The sequence below is a fragment of the Duganella hordei genome (assembly GCF_040369125.1).
Lineage (GTDB): Bacteria > Pseudomonadota > Gammaproteobacteria > Burkholderiales > Burkholderiaceae_D > Rugamonas > Rugamonas hordei.
In genome coordinates this window covers 718,022-733,596 of sequence record NZ_BPWI01000001.1, presented here as the reverse complement: position 1 = coordinate 733,596, position 15,575 = coordinate 718,022, and the positions used below count along the sequence as shown (strand labels likewise).

Annotated in this window: 16 protein-coding genes; 5 read left to right on the top strand and 11 right to left on the bottom strand. The window is 63.9% G+C overall.

What is annotated here, in order from left to right; all coding sequences use genetic code 11:
- Window positions 1-10: 10 nt before the first annotated feature.
- Window positions 11-1,612: an ABC-F family ATPase gene (locus ABWW33_RS03110; protein WP_176650822.1), complete on the bottom strand. Its 1,602-nt coding sequence runs from the start codon at window positions 1,610-1,612 to the stop codon at window positions 11-13.
- Between the two features lie 232 nt (window positions 1,613-1,844).
- Here ABWW33_RS03110 and ABWW33_RS03105 point away from each other — a divergent pair, with 232 nt between their 5' ends.
- On the top strand, window positions 1,845-2,357 hold the full coding sequence (locus ABWW33_RS03105; protein WP_353398733.1) for a hypothetical protein: 513 nt from the start codon (window positions 1,845-1,847) through the stop codon (window positions 2,355-2,357).
- 11 nt (window positions 2,358-2,368) lie between these two features.
- Here the strand turns inward: ABWW33_RS03105 and ldcA are convergent, their stop codons facing one another.
- The 5 genes from ldcA to queE form a co-directional block, all read right to left on the bottom strand.
- Window positions 2,369-3,289, bottom strand: coding sequence for a muramoyltetrapeptide carboxypeptidase (gene ldcA, locus ABWW33_RS03100; RefSeq protein ID WP_353398730.1), 921 nt, complete (start codon window positions 3,287-3,289; stop codon window positions 2,369-2,371).
- A 10-nt stretch (window positions 3,290-3,299) separates the two neighbouring features.
- Entirely contained in the window at window positions 3,300-4,244 is a 945-nt protein-coding gene (locus ABWW33_RS03095; RefSeq protein WP_176650819.1) for an alpha/beta fold hydrolase, read from the bottom strand.
- 74 nt (window positions 4,245-4,318) lie between these two features.
- The gene (gene tadA / locus ABWW33_RS03090) at window positions 4,319-4,804 is read right to left on the bottom strand and encodes a tRNA adenosine(34) deaminase TadA (protein ID WP_353398727.1); all 486 of its coding nucleotides are present in this window, start codon (window positions 4,802-4,804) and stop codon (window positions 4,319-4,321) included.
- Entirely contained in the window at window positions 4,797-5,243 is a 447-nt protein-coding gene (gene queD / locus ABWW33_RS03085) for a 6-carboxytetrahydropterin synthase QueD (RefSeq protein WP_176650817.1), read from the bottom strand. Before queD ends, tadA begins: the two co-directional genes overlap by 8 nt.
- A gap of 13 nt (window positions 5,244-5,256) precedes the next feature.
- The gene (gene queE / locus ABWW33_RS03080) at window positions 5,257-5,892 is read right to left on the bottom strand and encodes a 7-carboxy-7-deazaguanine synthase (protein ID WP_176650816.1); all 636 of its coding nucleotides are present in this window, start codon (window positions 5,890-5,892) and stop codon (window positions 5,257-5,259) included.
- Between the two features lie 165 nt (window positions 5,893-6,057).
- Here queE and ABWW33_RS03075 point away from each other — a divergent pair, with 165 nt between their 5' ends.
- Window positions 6,058-6,864, top strand: a complete 807-nt coding sequence (locus ABWW33_RS03075; protein ID WP_353398723.1) for a sensor histidine kinase — start codon at window positions 6,058-6,060, stop codon at window positions 6,862-6,864.
- A gap of 29 nt (window positions 6,865-6,893) precedes the next feature.
- Window positions 6,894-7,880: a sensor domain-containing diguanylate cyclase gene (locus ABWW33_RS03070; protein WP_353398721.1), complete on the top strand. Its 987-nt coding sequence runs from the start codon at window positions 6,894-6,896 to the stop codon at window positions 7,878-7,880.
- 4 nt (window positions 7,881-7,884) lie between these two features.
- On the opposite strand, the gene ABWW33_RS03065 is transcribed toward ABWW33_RS03070, so the two are convergent.
- From ABWW33_RS03065 to mug, 4 genes are all read right to left on the bottom strand, one after another.
- A complete protein-coding gene (locus ABWW33_RS03065) occupies window positions 7,885-9,558 on the bottom strand; it encodes a DUF4214 domain-containing protein (RefSeq protein ID WP_353398718.1) in 1,674 nt (557 codons plus the stop codon).
- A 73-nt stretch (window positions 9,559-9,631) separates the two neighbouring features.
- Entirely contained in the window at window positions 9,632-9,892 is a 261-nt protein-coding gene (locus ABWW33_RS03060; protein WP_353398715.1) for a hypothetical protein, read from the bottom strand.
- Window positions 9,889-10,674, bottom strand: coding sequence for a DNA/RNA non-specific endonuclease (locus tag ABWW33_RS03055; RefSeq protein WP_353398712.1), 786 nt, complete (start codon window positions 10,672-10,674; stop codon window positions 9,889-9,891). The genes ABWW33_RS03060 and ABWW33_RS03055 overlap by 4 nt, the downstream gene beginning before the upstream one ends.
- A 7-nt stretch (window positions 10,675-10,681) precedes the next feature.
- Complete coding sequence (gene mug / locus ABWW33_RS03050) at window positions 10,682-11,230, bottom strand: G/U mismatch-specific DNA glycosylase (protein ID WP_353398709.1); 549 nt, start codon at window positions 11,228-11,230, stop codon at window positions 10,682-10,684.
- 183 nt (window positions 11,231-11,413) lie between these two features.
- On the opposite strand from mug, the gene ABWW33_RS03045 reads away from it, so the two are divergent.
- Window positions 11,414-14,116, top strand: coding sequence for a 2-oxoglutarate dehydrogenase E1 component (locus tag ABWW33_RS03045; protein ID WP_353398706.1), 2,703 nt, complete (start codon window positions 11,414-11,416; stop codon window positions 14,114-14,116).
- An 18-nt stretch (window positions 14,117-14,134) separates the two neighbouring features.
- A complete protein-coding gene (locus ABWW33_RS03040) occupies window positions 14,135-14,551 on the top strand; it encodes a hypothetical protein (RefSeq protein WP_353398703.1) in 417 nt (138 codons plus the stop codon).
- On the opposite strand, the gene ABWW33_RS03035 is transcribed toward ABWW33_RS03040, so the two are convergent.
- The gene (locus tag ABWW33_RS03035) at window positions 14,548-15,510 is read right to left on the bottom strand and encodes a helix-turn-helix transcriptional regulator (protein ID WP_353398701.1); all 963 of its coding nucleotides are present in this window, start codon (window positions 15,508-15,510) and stop codon (window positions 14,548-14,550) included. The genes ABWW33_RS03040 and ABWW33_RS03035 overlap by 4 nt on opposite strands.
- Between the last annotated feature and the right edge of the window lie 65 nt (window positions 15,511-15,575).

Genomic DNA, 15,575 nt, shown 5'->3' with positions numbered 1-15,575 from the left:
CTTTTCTGGTTTAATCGATGCCCTGGCTGGTCAGGTAGTCTTCGTAGTTGCCGCGGAAATCGACCACTTCGTTTTCCTTGATCTCGATGATGCGGTTGGCCAGCGACGACACGAATTCGCGGTCGTGCGACACGAAGATCAGCGTGCCGGCATATTTTTCCAGCGCGATGTTGAGCGACTCGATCGATTCCATGTCCATGTGGTTGGTCGGTTCATCGAGCAGCAGCACGTTGTGGCGGCCCAGCATCAGCTTGCCGTACATCATGCGGCCCTTCTCGCCGCCGGACAGCACCTTGACCGACTTCTTCACCTCGTCGCCACCGAACAGCAGGCGGCCCAGGATGGAGCGCACGGCCTGGTCGTCGTCGCCTTCCTTGGTCCAGTTGCCCATCCAGTCGGTCAGCGTGATGTCGCTGGCGAATTCCTCGGTCGGATCCTGCGGCATGTAGCCGACGTTGGCGTTTTCCGCCCACTTGACCATGCCGTGGTCGGCGTGCAGGCCGGCGATGTCGTCGCCACCGATGCAGCGCAACATCGTGGTTTTGCCGGCGCCGTTGGCGCCGATGATGGCGATGCGCTCGCCCGCTTCCACCATGATGCTGAAATTGTTGAACAGCTGGCGATCGTATTTCTTGGCGATGCTGTCCACCTCGACGGCCAGGCGGTGCAGCTTCTTCTCGCCGTCGAAACGCACGAACGGATAGGCGCGCGACGACGGCTTGATGTCGTCGACCTTGATCTTCTCGATCTGCTTGGCGCGCGACGTCGCCTGGCGGGCCTTGGATTTGTTGGCGGCGAAACGGCGCACGAAGTCCTGCAGCTCGGCGACCTTCTCTTTGGCCTTGGCGTTGTTGGCCAGCTGCTGGTTGCGGGCCTGGGTCGACGCGAACATGTACTCGTCGTAGTTGCCCGGGTAGATCTTCAGCGTGCCGTAGTCCATGTCGGCCACGTGGGTGCAGACCTGGTTCAGGAAGTGGCGATCGTGGGAAATGATGATCATGGTGGAGTTGCGCTCGTTGAGCACATCTTCCAGCCAGCGGATCGTGTTGATGTCCAGGTTGTTGGTCGGTTCGTCGAGCAGCAGGATGTCCGGATTCGAGAACAGCGCCTGCGCCAGCAGCACGCGCAGCTTCCAGCCTGGCGACACATTGCTCATCGGCCCCTGGTGCAGGTCGATGGCCACGCCGGCGCCCAGCAGCAGCTCGCCGGCGCGCGATTCGGCGGTGTAGCCGTCGTATTCGGAGACTTTGCCTTCCAGGTCGGCGGCTTTCATGTAGTCGTCGTCGGTCGCTTCCGGATTGGCGTAGATGGCGTCGCGTTCCTGCATCGCCGCCCACATTTCGGTGTGGCCCATCATGACCACGTCCAGCACGCGCATTTCTTCAAAGGCGAACTGGTCCTGGCGCAGCTTGCCCAGGCGTTCGTTGGTATCCAGCATCACGTTGCCGCCCGACGGTTCCAGGTCGCCGCCCAGGATTTTCATGAACGTCGACTTGCCGCAACCGTTGGCGCCGATCAGGCCATAGCGGTTGCCATCGCCGAATTTGACGGAAATGTTTTCAAACAACGGCTTGGCGCCGAATTGCATCGTGATGTTTGCTGTGCTGAGCATATTGGAATTGGACTTTGAGAAAGGTAACGCGGAAAGGCGAGATTATACAGCAGTCGAGGATTTTCGTGGGATCCCCTATATAAAACAAGCACTTACAGCGACTTGAGGCACATAGGGTCATTGCGGCGCCCGTCCCAAGCTGAGCCCAGCCAGCGCCACCGCACCCGAGGTGATCTATAATCCAGTCCAGTCGGCACCCGGCTAGCGGCGCCCACAACCTGGAAAGAGCCCGATGAAAGCTTTGTTTGTTTTGCTGGCGGTGTCCGTACCCGCTTCGGCCGTCGCGGACGACGCCGCCCTGCTGCGCTGCCGCGCCATCGCCGACGTCGCCGGCCGCGTGGCCTGTTACGATGCGATTCCGGTTGGCGCCGCGCCGGCGCGGCCGGTCGCCCTGGCCGTTCCAACCGTTGCCGCAGCCGTGCCTGCTTCCACCGCCGCCGCGCCGGCCGCCATCAGCGCCGCCGAGGAAGCCGAGCGCAACTTCGGTCTGACCGCTACCCAGATGCGCAAGCCGGACTCGCCCACCTTCATCCAGAGTACGCTGATCGGCCGCATCGACGGCTGGGGGCCGAACACCACGTTCCGCCTTGCCAACGGCCAGTCCTGGCGCGTGAACGACGACAGCAGCGGCAACGTCAACGAAATCGACAACCCGAAAATCAAGATCACCCGCAACCTGCTCGGCACCATATTCCTGGAAATCGAAGGCAGCAACCAGGCGCCGCGCGTGCGCCGGGTGCAGTGATCACCGCGTAATCACAGCGTCGGGTAGTCGCTGATCGTCAGGTCGAAGCCGCGCGCCGTCGACACCAGATGCGCCATGCCGCCGTACGGCAGCGTGGCGCGCTCCTTGATATGGCCGAACGGCAGCCCGGTCAGCACCGGGATCGGCAGCCGCTCGCGCAGATAGGCCAGCATCGTCTCGAAGTCGTAGCCGTTGTCGTACGGACTTAGTTTGTAGCCCGAGAAATCGCCCAGCACCAGCGCCCGCTGGCCTTCCAGCGCCCCGGCGTAGAACAGCTGCAGCACCATGCGCTCGACGCGGTACGGGTGCTCGCTGATATCCTCCAAAAACACGATGCCCTGGTCCAGCGACGAGAAATACGGCGTGCCCAGCAAGCTGACCATCATCGCCAGGTTGCCGCCCCACAGCTTGCCGCTGACGTCGACCAGCGGGTTGTCGGCGCCGCCCTCGGCCACCGCGCCGCGCACCGTGTGCACCGGTCCGCGCAGGCAATCCCAGAATTGGTTCAGCGTGTAGTCCACCGGCTGTTCGCGGATGAAATCGTCGCACATCATCGGCCCGCCGAAGCTGATGCGGCCGGTCTGCTTCATCAGCGCCATCTGGAAGGCGGTGAAGTCGCTGTAGCCGACGAACAGCTTGCCGCTGTCGGCCATCGCGCGGAAATCGATCTGCGGCAGCAAACGGCTCATGCCGTAGGAGCCGCGCAGCGCCACCACCACCTGCACGTCCGGATCGGCGACGGCCGCGTTCAGCTGCGCCAGGCGACCGGCGTCGGTGCCGGCGAAGCGCTGGAATTTCTTGTCGTCGTCGTAGTAATTGTGGACCAGGTGGCCTTGCTGGCGCAGGCGCGCGATGCCTGCCTGCAGTGCCGCGTTGTCGGGCGCGTAGCCGCCCGGAGCGGCAATCGCGATGCCGATATTGGATGTGCTCAAAATGTCTCTGTCATTGATGGGTGCCGCTGCCCGCCCGATGCGGTCTCAGCGGAGGAATGTCCGCCGCCATATTACCGCGCAGGTGATGGTCGAGCAAGGCAAGCAGCCGTTCGATCAGCTGCGGCGGCAGGTCGTGGCCCATGCCTTCGATCACCTGCAGCCTGGCGTTCGGGATGGCGGCCGCCGTATCGGCGCCGCAAGCCAGCGGCACCAGCGGGTCGGCCGCGCCGTGTATCACCAGGGCCGGACAGCGGATCTTGCGCAGCAGCGCGGTGCGGTCGCCGGACGCCACCACGGCCACCATCTGCCGCATCATGCCGGCCGGGTAGACGCTGCGGTCCAGCGCCCGTTCGATGTTGGCGCGCAACTGCCGTTCAGGCGTCGGGAACGACGGGCTGCCGATCACGCGGTACACCGACACCATGCGGTCGACCACTTCCTGGCGGTTGGCCGGATCGGCCGGCGCGCGCATCAGCGCGTTGCGCGCCGCCGGCGTCGGGCCGGGCAAGCCGCGCCGGCCGCTGCTGGACATGATGGAGGTCAGGCTCAGCGTGCGGTTGGCGAAGCGGGAAGCGAAAATCTGCGCGATCATGCCGCCCATCGATACGCCGACCACGTGCGCCTTGCCTATGCCCAGCGCATCGAGCAGGCCGAGCGCATCGTCGGCCATGTCGTTCAGCGTGTAGGCGGTGGACTGCTTCCAGCCCACCAGCGACTTCAGGTAGGCCAGCAGCAGATTGGGTTTCTTGTGGTGTTCGAACTTGCTGGACAAGCCGATGTCGCGGTTGTCGTAACGGATCACGTAGTAACCCTGCTCGACCAGGCCATCGACAAAGTCCTGCGGCCAGGCCACCAGCTGCATGCCCAGCCCCATGATCAGCAGCACCGGCGTGTCCAGCGGATTGCCGCTGGCCTCGTAGGCGATGGTAATGCCGTTTGCTTGTGCGGTGGCCAAAGCAGTCTCCCTGGATGGTCCGGATAAACACTGGCTTCAGCATACCATTTTTGCCGGCGCCAGGAAAACCGCCGCTAGTCAGTCGTGCTTTTGCGGGCTGCCGCGGCGGCCGCGCGGCGGGCGGCGAAGAAACTCTTGAGCATGTCGCCGCACTCTTCGGCCATGACGCCGCCGGCGACGTCGGTATGATGATTCAGCTGTTCCTGCTCGAACAGGTTGAGCACCGAGCCGCAGGCGCCGGTCTTCGGGTCGGTGGCGCCATAGACCACCCTGGCCAGGCGCGCGTGCATCATCGCGCCCGAGCACATGACGCACGGCTCCAGCGTCACGTACAGCTCGCAGCCGGGCAGGCGGTAGTTGCCCAGCGCCTCCGCCGCCGCGCGCAGGGCGACGATCTCGGCGTGCGCGGTCGGATCATGCCTGCCGATCGGCTGGTTGTAGCCGCGGGCGATCACCACGCCGTCCTTGACGACGACGGCGCCCACCGGCACCTCGCCCAGATCCCACGCGTGCTGCGCCTGCTCCAGCGCCAGCCGCATAAAATCGATTGCCTCAGGCATCGGTGATCTCTGCCCAGCAGTTGGGGGTTTCGTGCAGCACCAGCTTGTGCAGGTGCAGGCCGGTGCCGTAGCGGTCCTTGTAGGCGGACTTGAGGATCTCGAACGCCACGTGGGCCAGGTTTTCCACGGTGGGAATGCGGTCGATCACCACCGTCTTGTGGCCGGGCAGCGTGGCGAGGAAATCGCGCACCGCCGCATCCTTCTCGTAGACGATGAAGGAATGGTCCCAGACGTCGACCAGGTGTTCCTTGGCCAGCGCCTTGATGTCGGAAAAGTCCATGATCATGCCGTTGTCGGAATTGCCTTCGGCGGTGATGATGTTGCCGGTCAGCGTGATTTCCAGCGTGTAGCGGTGGCCGTGCAGGTTGCGGCACTGGCTCTTGTGGTCGGGGATGCGGTGGCCGGCGTCGAATTCCAGCTTGCGGGTAATGGTCAGCATTATGTATGGGTACTCAGGGTATCTGTAAAAGTTTATGTGTTTGCAAGCTCAGCTTCCATTTCGGATTGCGCTTGCAGGTTTCGATCGCCAGTTTGGTATTGAACTCGGCCAGCGGGCCGTCCATCGCCTGCACGTAGAAATTCTCGAAATCGAGCTGCTCGTAGGCGCTCAGGTCCTGCCCCGTTTGCGGGATCACCACCTTGATTTCGCTACCCTTGGTCACCACCAGCTGCGAGCCCATCTTCGGGCTGACGCAGATCCAGTCGACGCCGGCCGGCACCGGCAGCGTGCCGTTGGTTTCAATCGCGATCGTAAAACCGACCGCATGCATCGCATCGATCAGCGCGGTATCGAGCTGCAGCAGCGGCTCGCCGCCGGTGAACACCACGTATTTGCTGGCGGCGTAGGTCTGCGGCCACAGCGCGTCGATGGTCGAGGCCAGCTCCTGCGGCGTCTTGAACTTGCCGCCGCCTTCGCCATCGGTGCCGACAAAGTCGGTATCGCAGAACTGGCAAACGGCGCTGGCGCGGTCGATCTCGCGCCCGGTCCACAAATTGCAGCCGGAAAAGCGGCAGAACACGGCGGGACGCCCGGCATGGGCGCCCTCACCCTGCAGCGTGTAAAAAATCTCTTTGATACTGTAAGTCACGGCGGTTCCTGATTGGACAACCCTCAATTATATCTCACACCGCTGTTTTCGGCCTATGCCTTCCAAAGTTGACTTAGCACAATGCTACTGCAAGGCAACCACGATATGTTGACCCGGTGGACACCCATCCGGAGAAGATACAGCATGCGCTACAGTGCAACATACTTGGAAATTGATATCATCGTTGCCGGCGGGGTCGCGCTGGCGGCCATCGCCCTGGCGCTGCTGTGGCGCCAGCACCGGCTGCGCCGCGTGCTGGCCGAACTCCACCAGCGGCTGGACATGGAACGCGGCAGCCGCGAACTGGCGGAACAGGCGCTGGTCCAGACCCGCCAGCAAATCCACCGCCTGAACGCCAGCCAGCAGTCGCTGCGCGACGCCGAGCGGCGCCGCATCGCCCGCGACCTGCACGACGACATGGGCCAGCACCTGCTGGCGCTGACTTTCGAGGTCGCCCGCCTGGCCATCCGCCATCCGCAACTGGCCGAGCCGCTGGCCCAGGTCGAGGCCCGGCTGCACAGCGCCACCCGCTCGCTGCGCACCATCATCCGCGACCTGCCGCCCGAGGCGCTGGAGGATGGATTGCAGGGCGCGCTCCAGCAGCAGATGGAGCAATTTTCCCGCCTCAGCGGCATTCCCTGCCGGCTCGAGGCCGAGCCGGCGGCCTTTGTCCCCCAGTCCGGCGACGGCGCCGTCATGGATGCGGTGGTGTACCGCGTCCTGCAAGAATCGCTGAGCAACATCGCCCGCCACGCCCAGGCTTCCGAAGTCTGCATCGGCCTGTGCCGCGGCGCCAACAGCCTGAGCCTGACGGTGCGCGACAACGGCATCGGCCTGCCCGATCCGCCGGCGCGGAGCGGCCTGGGCCTGCGCGGCATCGCCCAGCGCGTGGCCGAAGCCGGCGGCCGCCTCGACATCTCCAGCGAACCCGGCCACGGGACGGCGTTGACCATGTCCTTTCCGATTCAATAACAAGAAAACGACAAGAAAGCAGACCGTCCATGCACAACACGCAAAAAATCCAGCACCTGATGGAATTTTCGCAGGCCGACATGCAGCACGGCTTCGCCCTCAAACTGATGGAGCTGCTGGTCATTCCGACCTTCGTGGTCGACATCCACGGCAAGGTGATCATCTGGAACAAGGCCTGCGAACGCCTGACCGGCGTCTACGCCTGGGAGGTGTTGGGCACCGGCGACCATTGGAAATGCTTTTATCACGAGCAGCGCCCGACCCTGGCCGACCTGGTGATCCAGGGCCGCTCCGGCGACCTGAACGCGCTGTACAACCGGCATGCGCGCAGCAACGACGGCGACCACAACCTGCGTGCGGAAAACTGGTGCGACATGCCGCGCGTCGGCCGGCGCCGCTACCTGGAGGTCGACGCCAGCCCGATCTTCGATGCCGAAGGCAAGCTGGTGGCCGTGGTGGAAACGCTGCGCGACGTCACCGACGAAAAGCGCGCCCAGGTGGCGCTGGAACAGCTGGCCAGGCGCGACGGCCTGACCGGCCTGGCCAACCGCCGCTGCTTCGACGACACGCTGCAGGCCGAGTGGCAGCGCGCGCTGCGCCAGCAGCAGCCGCTGTCGCTGCTGATGGTCGACGTCGACAATTTCAAGCAATACAACGACGCCTACGGTCACCTGGGCGGCGACGAATGCCTGCAGCGCATCGCCAGCGCGGTGTCGAGCGAGATGCGTGCCAACGACCTGGTGGCGCGCTACGGCGGCGAGGAGTTCGCCGTGATCCTGCCCAACCAGTCGCTCAAGGGGGCGGCCATCGTGGCGGAGCGGATACGCTGCCGCGTCGAACAGCTGCACCTGCCCAACCTGGGCAGCCAGCAGCATGTGGTGACGGTGAGCATAGGCGCGGCGACCGCGCTGGCGGCGGCGGAAAACGACCCCAGCCAGCTGGTGGCGACCGCCGACTCGGCGCTGTACCGCGCCAAGCACATGGGCCGCAACCGCATCAGCCTGCCGGATCAGTAAGCGCCTAGGCCTTGTAAGTCACGTAGTCGATGCCGTTGGCGATGCTGCCTATGATGGCGGCGACATTTTCAGGAGATTCCGACATTTCGCTCATCACCAGCGCCCGGCTGACGCCGATGTTGAGCGCGTTGAGCCAATAGGCGCCGCCTTCTGCGTCCGGAGCCCGGTGCAAGATATTGTGGTACAGCTGGGTGATCATCTGCTCGTTGCTCAGGTTCGTGCCATAGGTGCGCGCGTACTCCGCGCTGCCGAGGAAAGCGGCGGTAACGTCGACCAGCGGGATGCCGGCGTCCAGCGCCTTGATCCAGTAGCCCAGCCCTTCGAGGTCCGGCGCGCGATTGAGCGCCGACTGATACAGCCGGTAAGCCTCGCCCGCCGTTGAGTGGCCGCCGATATCGAAGGCGATCGCATGGCCGTCGTCAAAGCTCAGGCGCTCGACGCCGACCAGCGTGTCCTGGCCGCCGCTACCGACATTATCCTTGACGATAAAATCGCCGCCGCTGCCGGCCGCCACCGTGTAGTTGGCGCGCGCCCCGGCAAATTTCACCGTATCGAAACCCGCACCGGCACTGATGAACTCGTTGCCCACGCCGGCCTGCAAGGTGTCGTCGGCGGCGCCGCTGCCGATGACCTGCGTAAAATTCGTCAGCTGGATCGTGCGGTCGCTGAATTGCAGCGTTTCCACGCCACTCAAGCTGTCGGTACCGTCACCGATCACCGTCAGGTTGCCGTTCGCGCCATTGACCAGGTAATCGGCGAACGCGCGCCCAAACACCACCGTGTCGCTGCCCGCGCCACCAGTGATGACATTGTCGGCGGCGTTGCCATAAATGGTAGAGCCGCCGCTGCCCGCGATGGCGGACTCGATGGTCACGCCATAAGCGATGGAAATATTGTTGTAGCCTGGCGCGGTGGAGCTGAAGGTGCCCGCGTTCAGGTTGATGGTCACCGCCGACGTGCAGCCGGCGAAATTGAAGGTGTCGACACCGCCGGCATCCCAGATGCATTGCAGCGGCGAACCGTCGGTAAAATTGTAGCTGTCGGTGCCGGTGTGATAGGTCATGTTGGCGCCGTACAAATACTGCATCGCCTGGATGTCGTACAGCATCGGTGTCACGCCATATTTGTGCTCCAGCGCGTAGCCCGAACCCTGGTTATACGACATCTGGCTGTAGTCCAGATTGTCGGTCGCAGCCGGCAGGAACGGGCCGTCGATATCGCCGCCTGTCGAGTTGTAGTTGCCAGGGTGTTTGAGACCCAGCGTATGGCCCAGCTCATGTATCAGCACCGACGGTCCATAACTGCCCGGCGTGAAGACCGAGTTAAAGCTGTCGACGTTGTTGGTGAACAGGTAAGTGGCGTCGTGGCCATTGGGCAGATAGGCGTAGCCGCTGCTCTGGTTGCCCTGGTCGTTGGTGCCCAGCTGGATATCGCCATTCAAGCCCACTTCAGTGAACTTGACATTGGCCACAGCCGACCACGTCGCCAGCGCCGCGCGCACCGCTGCTTTTTGGGTAAGCGACATCGGCACGAAGCCGTTGGCATCGTCGGCACTGGCATCACCCGGCACCGTGTTCATGAAACTGTAGGTTAGCGACACCGACTTGCCGGGGACGCTGGCCCAACTGCTGTAGACCAGGGAGTCGATCGAATTGTTACCAGTCGTGAAGAAGGTCATGATGCTGTCAGGGCCGATGATTACGATTGCGCCATAGTAACATCAGAATAGCAGGGGCGCGCGGCCGCCAGGCTCAAGTGTTGCCTCCGTCAAACGGGTTGTCCACAGTCTCCGTGGGCGGCGGCGGCAATCTGGCGGGCAGCTCCTGCGCCTCCAGCCGGGCCACCACGTCGCCCAGCAGCTTGTGCAGTGCGCGGGCGTCGGCCAAGCCTGCCCGGTCGGCGGTCAGGTCGACGTCGCCGCTGAGGGTGACGCGGTCGAGCCGGTTTTCGATCGCCAGATGGCCGATGTTCAGCACGTCGGACTCGTTCGCATAGGGTACGAATTTGCTCATGATTGACTCCGGGATTTACGAATTTTTACCTTAGGCAAGCGCAACATTGTCTCTTTTTGGGCTGCCGACAGCGACGGCAGCAAATCGATGCCGACCCGGCTTTCCAGTTGCTCGATGCTCAGCGTTTCATATTCGGCATCGGCGCGGTTCTCGATGAAGAACGCGGCGCCGGCGCGCTGGCGCGGGCTGTACACCAGTTTATACAGGTGGGTCGGCACCAGCACGTTGCCGGCCTTTTGCAGCTTGCCGCCGATGAAGGCGGGACCGGTCAGCACGTACAGGTCGCCCTCCTTCTGCGCCAGTTTGCGCACGGCGCCTTCGATGCCGGCCCACACATGGCGGTTGTTGTCGGCATCCTGCGGCACCATGTTGGCCAGGGTGAAGCTCTGGTGCTGGGTTTCGCGGTCGGGCATGTCGCCGTTCGGCGCCATGTGGCCGCGGTCGTAGCCGCTGCGCGCGTAATCGGACAACTCGGCGCGCCGGCTGGCCGGCAGCAGCGATTCGCTGTGGAAGGAATTCTCGCGCGACAGCGTCTTGGCCGCTTCCAGATTATCGGCGGTCAGGTGTTCGGCCGACCACAGCGGCGTGCGCGTGATTCCGGAATGCATGACGCCGAACACGCCATAGCACAGCTCGGTGGTGGCGCTGCTCATCTTGGGATTGCGAATTTCCGGCAGGCGGCCGTCGACATAGTGGGCAGGACAGGCGCCGGCCCAGGCGGCGCTGCCGAACAAGCCGCAAGCCACTACGGCGGCCGCGACGGATCGTTGAATCAGATGCATATTTCTTTCAGGCAGAATGTGGTGGCGGCATTCTAGCGGACAACAGCGCGCGATGGCACACCGAATAAGCCGCCACCAGCCTTTCCATCGAAAATCCCCGATTCAACCCGCTGGGATTGGGCAGGATCCACACCCTGGCGCCGCCGAAGCGCTCCGCCTGCTCGCCCCACTCCACCGTTCTTTTCCGCATGATGCCGGCATAGGCCGCCTTGCCGAGGAAGGCGATGCAACGGGGCCGGTAGAACGCGATCTTGGCGGCCAATGCCGACGCGGCATCCTCGAACTCCTGCGCATGGACCTGGCTGGCGCGGCTGGTCGGACGTTCGACGGCGGTCGTCAGGCCGATGCCAAAGTCGAGAGCGCTCCGGTCTTCCTCCGGCGCCAGCTGGCGGGGCGTGAACCCGGCCAGGTGAACCACAGGCCAGAAGCGGTTGCCGCGGCCGAGAAAATGATGCCCGGCCGCCGCCGCGCCGGCGCCGGGATTGATGCCGCAAAAGACAATTTCCAATCCAGGTCCAAGGATGTCGGGAAGCGCTTGCTGGTCGGTGGGATACATGCCGCGCAGTATGGATCAGCGCGCCTGCCTGATCAACCCAGGCTTGCCCCCGATGTCCCCAAAACGATGCTGTTTGGCTCCGGAGTGATGCACTCAGGAATTCCCTTTATTACTGATGAATACCATACTGAATTATCGATGGGGCCAGCCAGGCGCCCATGCCAGGCCAAGGAGTAATTCATCATGATGAAGCAACACTGGAGAACATCCTTCCTCTTCGGAGAAAACGTGCCGTATATCGAGGAGCTCTACGAGTCCTACCTCGGCGATGCCGATTCCGTCTCGCGGGAATGGCGTTCATACTTCGAATCGCTGCAATTGGCGCCGGCGGGCGGCGGCGCGTCGTTATCGCTGGCCAGAAAGCAGGTCGCGGTGCAGTCGCTGATCGCGGCCTACCGGATGATCGGCGCCCGCCAGGCGCAACTCGACCCGCTGCAATGGAACCCCGTGCCACCGCTGCCCGAGCTGACGCCGGCCTACCATGGCTTGTCGCAAAACGACCTCGACACCCACTTCAGCAGCGCCGGCACCTACTTCCAGGACGGCGATTCGGCATCGCTGAAGGACATCGTCACGGCGCTCGAAGAAACCTACAGCGGAACGCTCGGTGCGGAATACATGTACCTGGCCGACGCCGGCCAGCGCCAATGGTGGCAGATGCGGCTCGAAGCGGCGCACTCGAAACCGCAGCTCAGCAACCGGCAGCGCAAGCACATCCTGGAACGGCTGACGGCGGCGGAGGGCCTGGAAAAATACCTGCACACCCGCTACGTCGGCCAGAAGCGCTTCTCGCTGGAGGGCGGCGAAGCGCTGATCGTGCTGCTGGACGAACTGCTGCGTCGCGGCGCCGCCCACGGCATCAAAAGCGCGGTGCTGGGCATGGCGCACCGGGGCCGCCTGAACGTGCTGGTGAACACCATCGGCAAGCCGGCCCAGATGCTGTTCGACGAATTCGAAGGCAAGACCGCCCACCTGCTGCCGGCCGGCGACGTCAAATATCACAAGGGTTACACCGGGACCATGGAGACCAACGACGGGCCGCTCGAAGTGGTACTCGCCTTCAACCCCTCGCACCTGGAAATCGTCAATCCCGTGGTCCAGGGCATGGCCCGCGCCAAGGCCGAACGGATGGGCGTGCTGGAAGAAGGCGGCGTGCTGCCGGTCGAGATCCACGGCGACGTCGCGATATCCGGCCAGGGCATCGTGATGGAGACCATGAACCTGAGCTACACCAAGGGCCACGGCACCGGCGGCACGATCCATATCGTCATCAACAACCAGATCGGCTTCACCACCTCGGCCCCGGGCGAAACCCGTTCGACCTTCTACTGCACCGACATCGCCAAGCTGATCGAAGCGCCGGTATTGCACGTCAACGCCGACGATCCCGAGGCCGTCGTCGAGGCGGTTCGACTGGCCATCGAATACCGGACCACCTACAAGCGCAGCGTGGTGATCGACCTGGTCTGCTTCCGCCGCCATGGCCACCAGGAGCAGGACTCGCCCAGCATCACGCAACCGCTGATGTACCGTTCGATCGCAGGCCATCCCGGCGCCCGTGTCATCTATGCGCAGAAGCTGGTCGATGCCGGCGTGCTGACGCAGGAACAGGTCGACGAATACGCCAACGCGTATCGCGATACCCTGGCCCAGGCCGAGGAGCCTGTCATTCCGGCGCCGCTCGCAGCGAACAAAGCAAGTCGAAATATCAGGTACTCCGCGCCGTCGCTGGACGCCATCCGTGAGCTTGCGCACAAGATTTCCGAAGTGCCCGAAACGTTCGCCCTGCACCCGCTGGTGACCAAGGTCGTCGGCAGCCGCCGCGACATGGCGGACGGCGCCAGGCCGCTCGATTGGGGCATGGCCGAGCACCTGGCGTTTGCCTCGCTGCTCGCCACCGGCACCCACGTTCGGCTGAGCGGCCAGGATAGCGAGCGCGGCACCTTCAGCCACCGCCATGCGGTGCTGAACAACCAGAACCGGCAAGTGCGCGGCGAAGGAAAATACGTGCCGTTGAACCACCTCGCTGCCGGACAGGGACAATTCAGCGTCAATAACTCCATCCTGTCCGAGTCCGCCGTGCTGGCTTTCGAGTATGGCTATTCGGCGATCCGCGACGACTCCCTGGTGATGTGGGAAGCGCAATTCGGCGACTTCGCCAACGGCGCCCAGGTCGTCATCGACAACTTCATTTCGGCGGCGGCCGCCAAGTGGGGCCAAAGCAATGGCGTCACCCTGCTGCTTCCGCACGGCCAGGATGGACAAGGTCCGGAGCACGCGTCGGCACGGCTGGAGCGCTATCTGCAGCTGTGCGCGGAGGAAAATATCCAGGTTTGCCAGCCCACCCTGCCCGCCCAGTTTTTCCATTTGTTGCGCAGGCAGGCGCTTGCGGTCGACCGCAAGCCGCTGATTGTGATGACGCCCAAATCGCTGCTGCGTCACGCGGATGCCGTCAGCAGCCTGGAGGACCTGGCCGACGGAACAACGTTCCATGAGGTGCTTGGCGACATGTCGAACGGGGCGGAAATCGAACGCGCGATTATCTGCTCCGGCAAGGTCTACGTCGACCTGCTGGAATATCGCCGGACACACGACTTGCACAACGTCGCATTGATACGCCTGGAACAGCTGTATCCATTCCCGGCCGGGCAACTGGCTGCGGAACTGGCCCGCTATCCGAATCTGAAGAAAGTCGTCTGGTGCCAGGAGGAAGCCCGCAACCAGGGCGCCTGGAAAGTGCTTGAAGAAGATCTTCGGGCCGTGGTACCAGTCATGGCGGAAATTCATGACGCTTGCCGCGCCGCGTCCTCATCCACGGCACCTGGCTATGCGTCGCTGCACCAGCAGCAGCAAGCCGCGGTAGTTCAACAAGCTTTTGCGATTTGATTCGCGACGGAGGCAGCTATGACTATGCAGAAACCCAGTGACATCAATCAACTCGTGGGCCGGTTCCTGGACCTTCAGGAGCAATGGGAAGACAAGCCGGAACAATTCGACTGGCCGGCGCTGCGCGTGCTGGCGACGGCCGGCGCCCACGCCTACAACGAAGGAAACGGGCCGTCGTTCCAGATACTGTCGGTAGACGGCATGCGGCACGGCGAATTCCACCTGCGCTTCCTGGAGTATTCGCTGGAAGCGGGCTTTGAACCCTTCAAGCGGGTGCAGGCGGGTCCCGGCCGGCCCCTGGTCGAAGTCTTCGCCCATGAGTCATTGGCGAACGCGGCAATCGAGAATCCCTGGTCAGCCAAGATGCTTGCCTGCCTGCAGCAGTATGCGCGTGTCCACGCCGGCGCGATGCCTGAGGAAGCGGCCGTCTCCTAACGAGCGCCGGCCGCGCGCAACAGGCGCGCCGCAACCGCGCCCAGTTCGGCCCGCAGCTCAGGCGGCTCCAGCACCGTAATATCGAACGGCGCGGCGGCCAACTGGCGCGCCAGCCAGCCCAGCTCGTCGGACTGGTTGTGCAGCAGCACGCCATCGCCCGTCTGCTCGAACAGGCCGATGGTGTCCATCATCGAGCGGCGCGCCGTGGCCAGGTCGGTGTGCAGCAGGATCCTGGCGGCGAATTTGCGCGGCAGCGCCGCCACCGACAGCCGCAGATGCTCCAGCGCATCGAAGCCCGGCGGCAGCGTGAAGCCGCCGTCGGCAGGCTCAACCGCCAGCACGCGGTCCAGCCGGAAGGTGCGCAAGTCGCGCCGCAGATAGCAATGCCCGACGGTGTACCAGTAGCCGGCATAGTAAGCCAGGCCGTAGGGATCGAAGTCGCGCCCGGTGTCCGCGCCGCCGGCGCGGTAACGCAGATGCACACGCCGGCGCGCCTTGGCCGCCACGCTGAGCGCGCTCAGCGCAGCGTTGTTCGGCTCGGCCCCCGCCTGCCCGGGACCGGTGCGCAAGTCCAGCCGCACCGTTTCATCGATGGCGCCGACCCGCTGGCGCAAGCCGGCCGGCATGATGCGCTCCAACTTGGCCTGCGCGCTGGCCACCGCCGGCGCCGCCTCCGCCAGGCCCAGTCCACGCGCCGCCAGCAAGCCCAGCGACAAAGCCAGCGCCTCGTCGTCGGTGAACATCATCGGCGGCAGCTTGAAACCCGGCATCAGCGCGTAGCCGCCGTGACGGCCGCGCTCGGTGGTAATCGGGATGCCGATCTGCTCCAGCATGACGATGTAGCGGCGCAAGGTGCGGCCGTCCACCTGCAGCCGCCCGGCCATGTCGGCGCCGCTCATGCGGCCATGAGTCTGCAGCAGTTCCAGCACTGCCAATACACGTGTGGTTGGATGGTACATGAGGTAAAGATAGCAGTTTATTAGGGCCAAATCTGCCCTGATTGATCTTTAAACTGCATAAAACG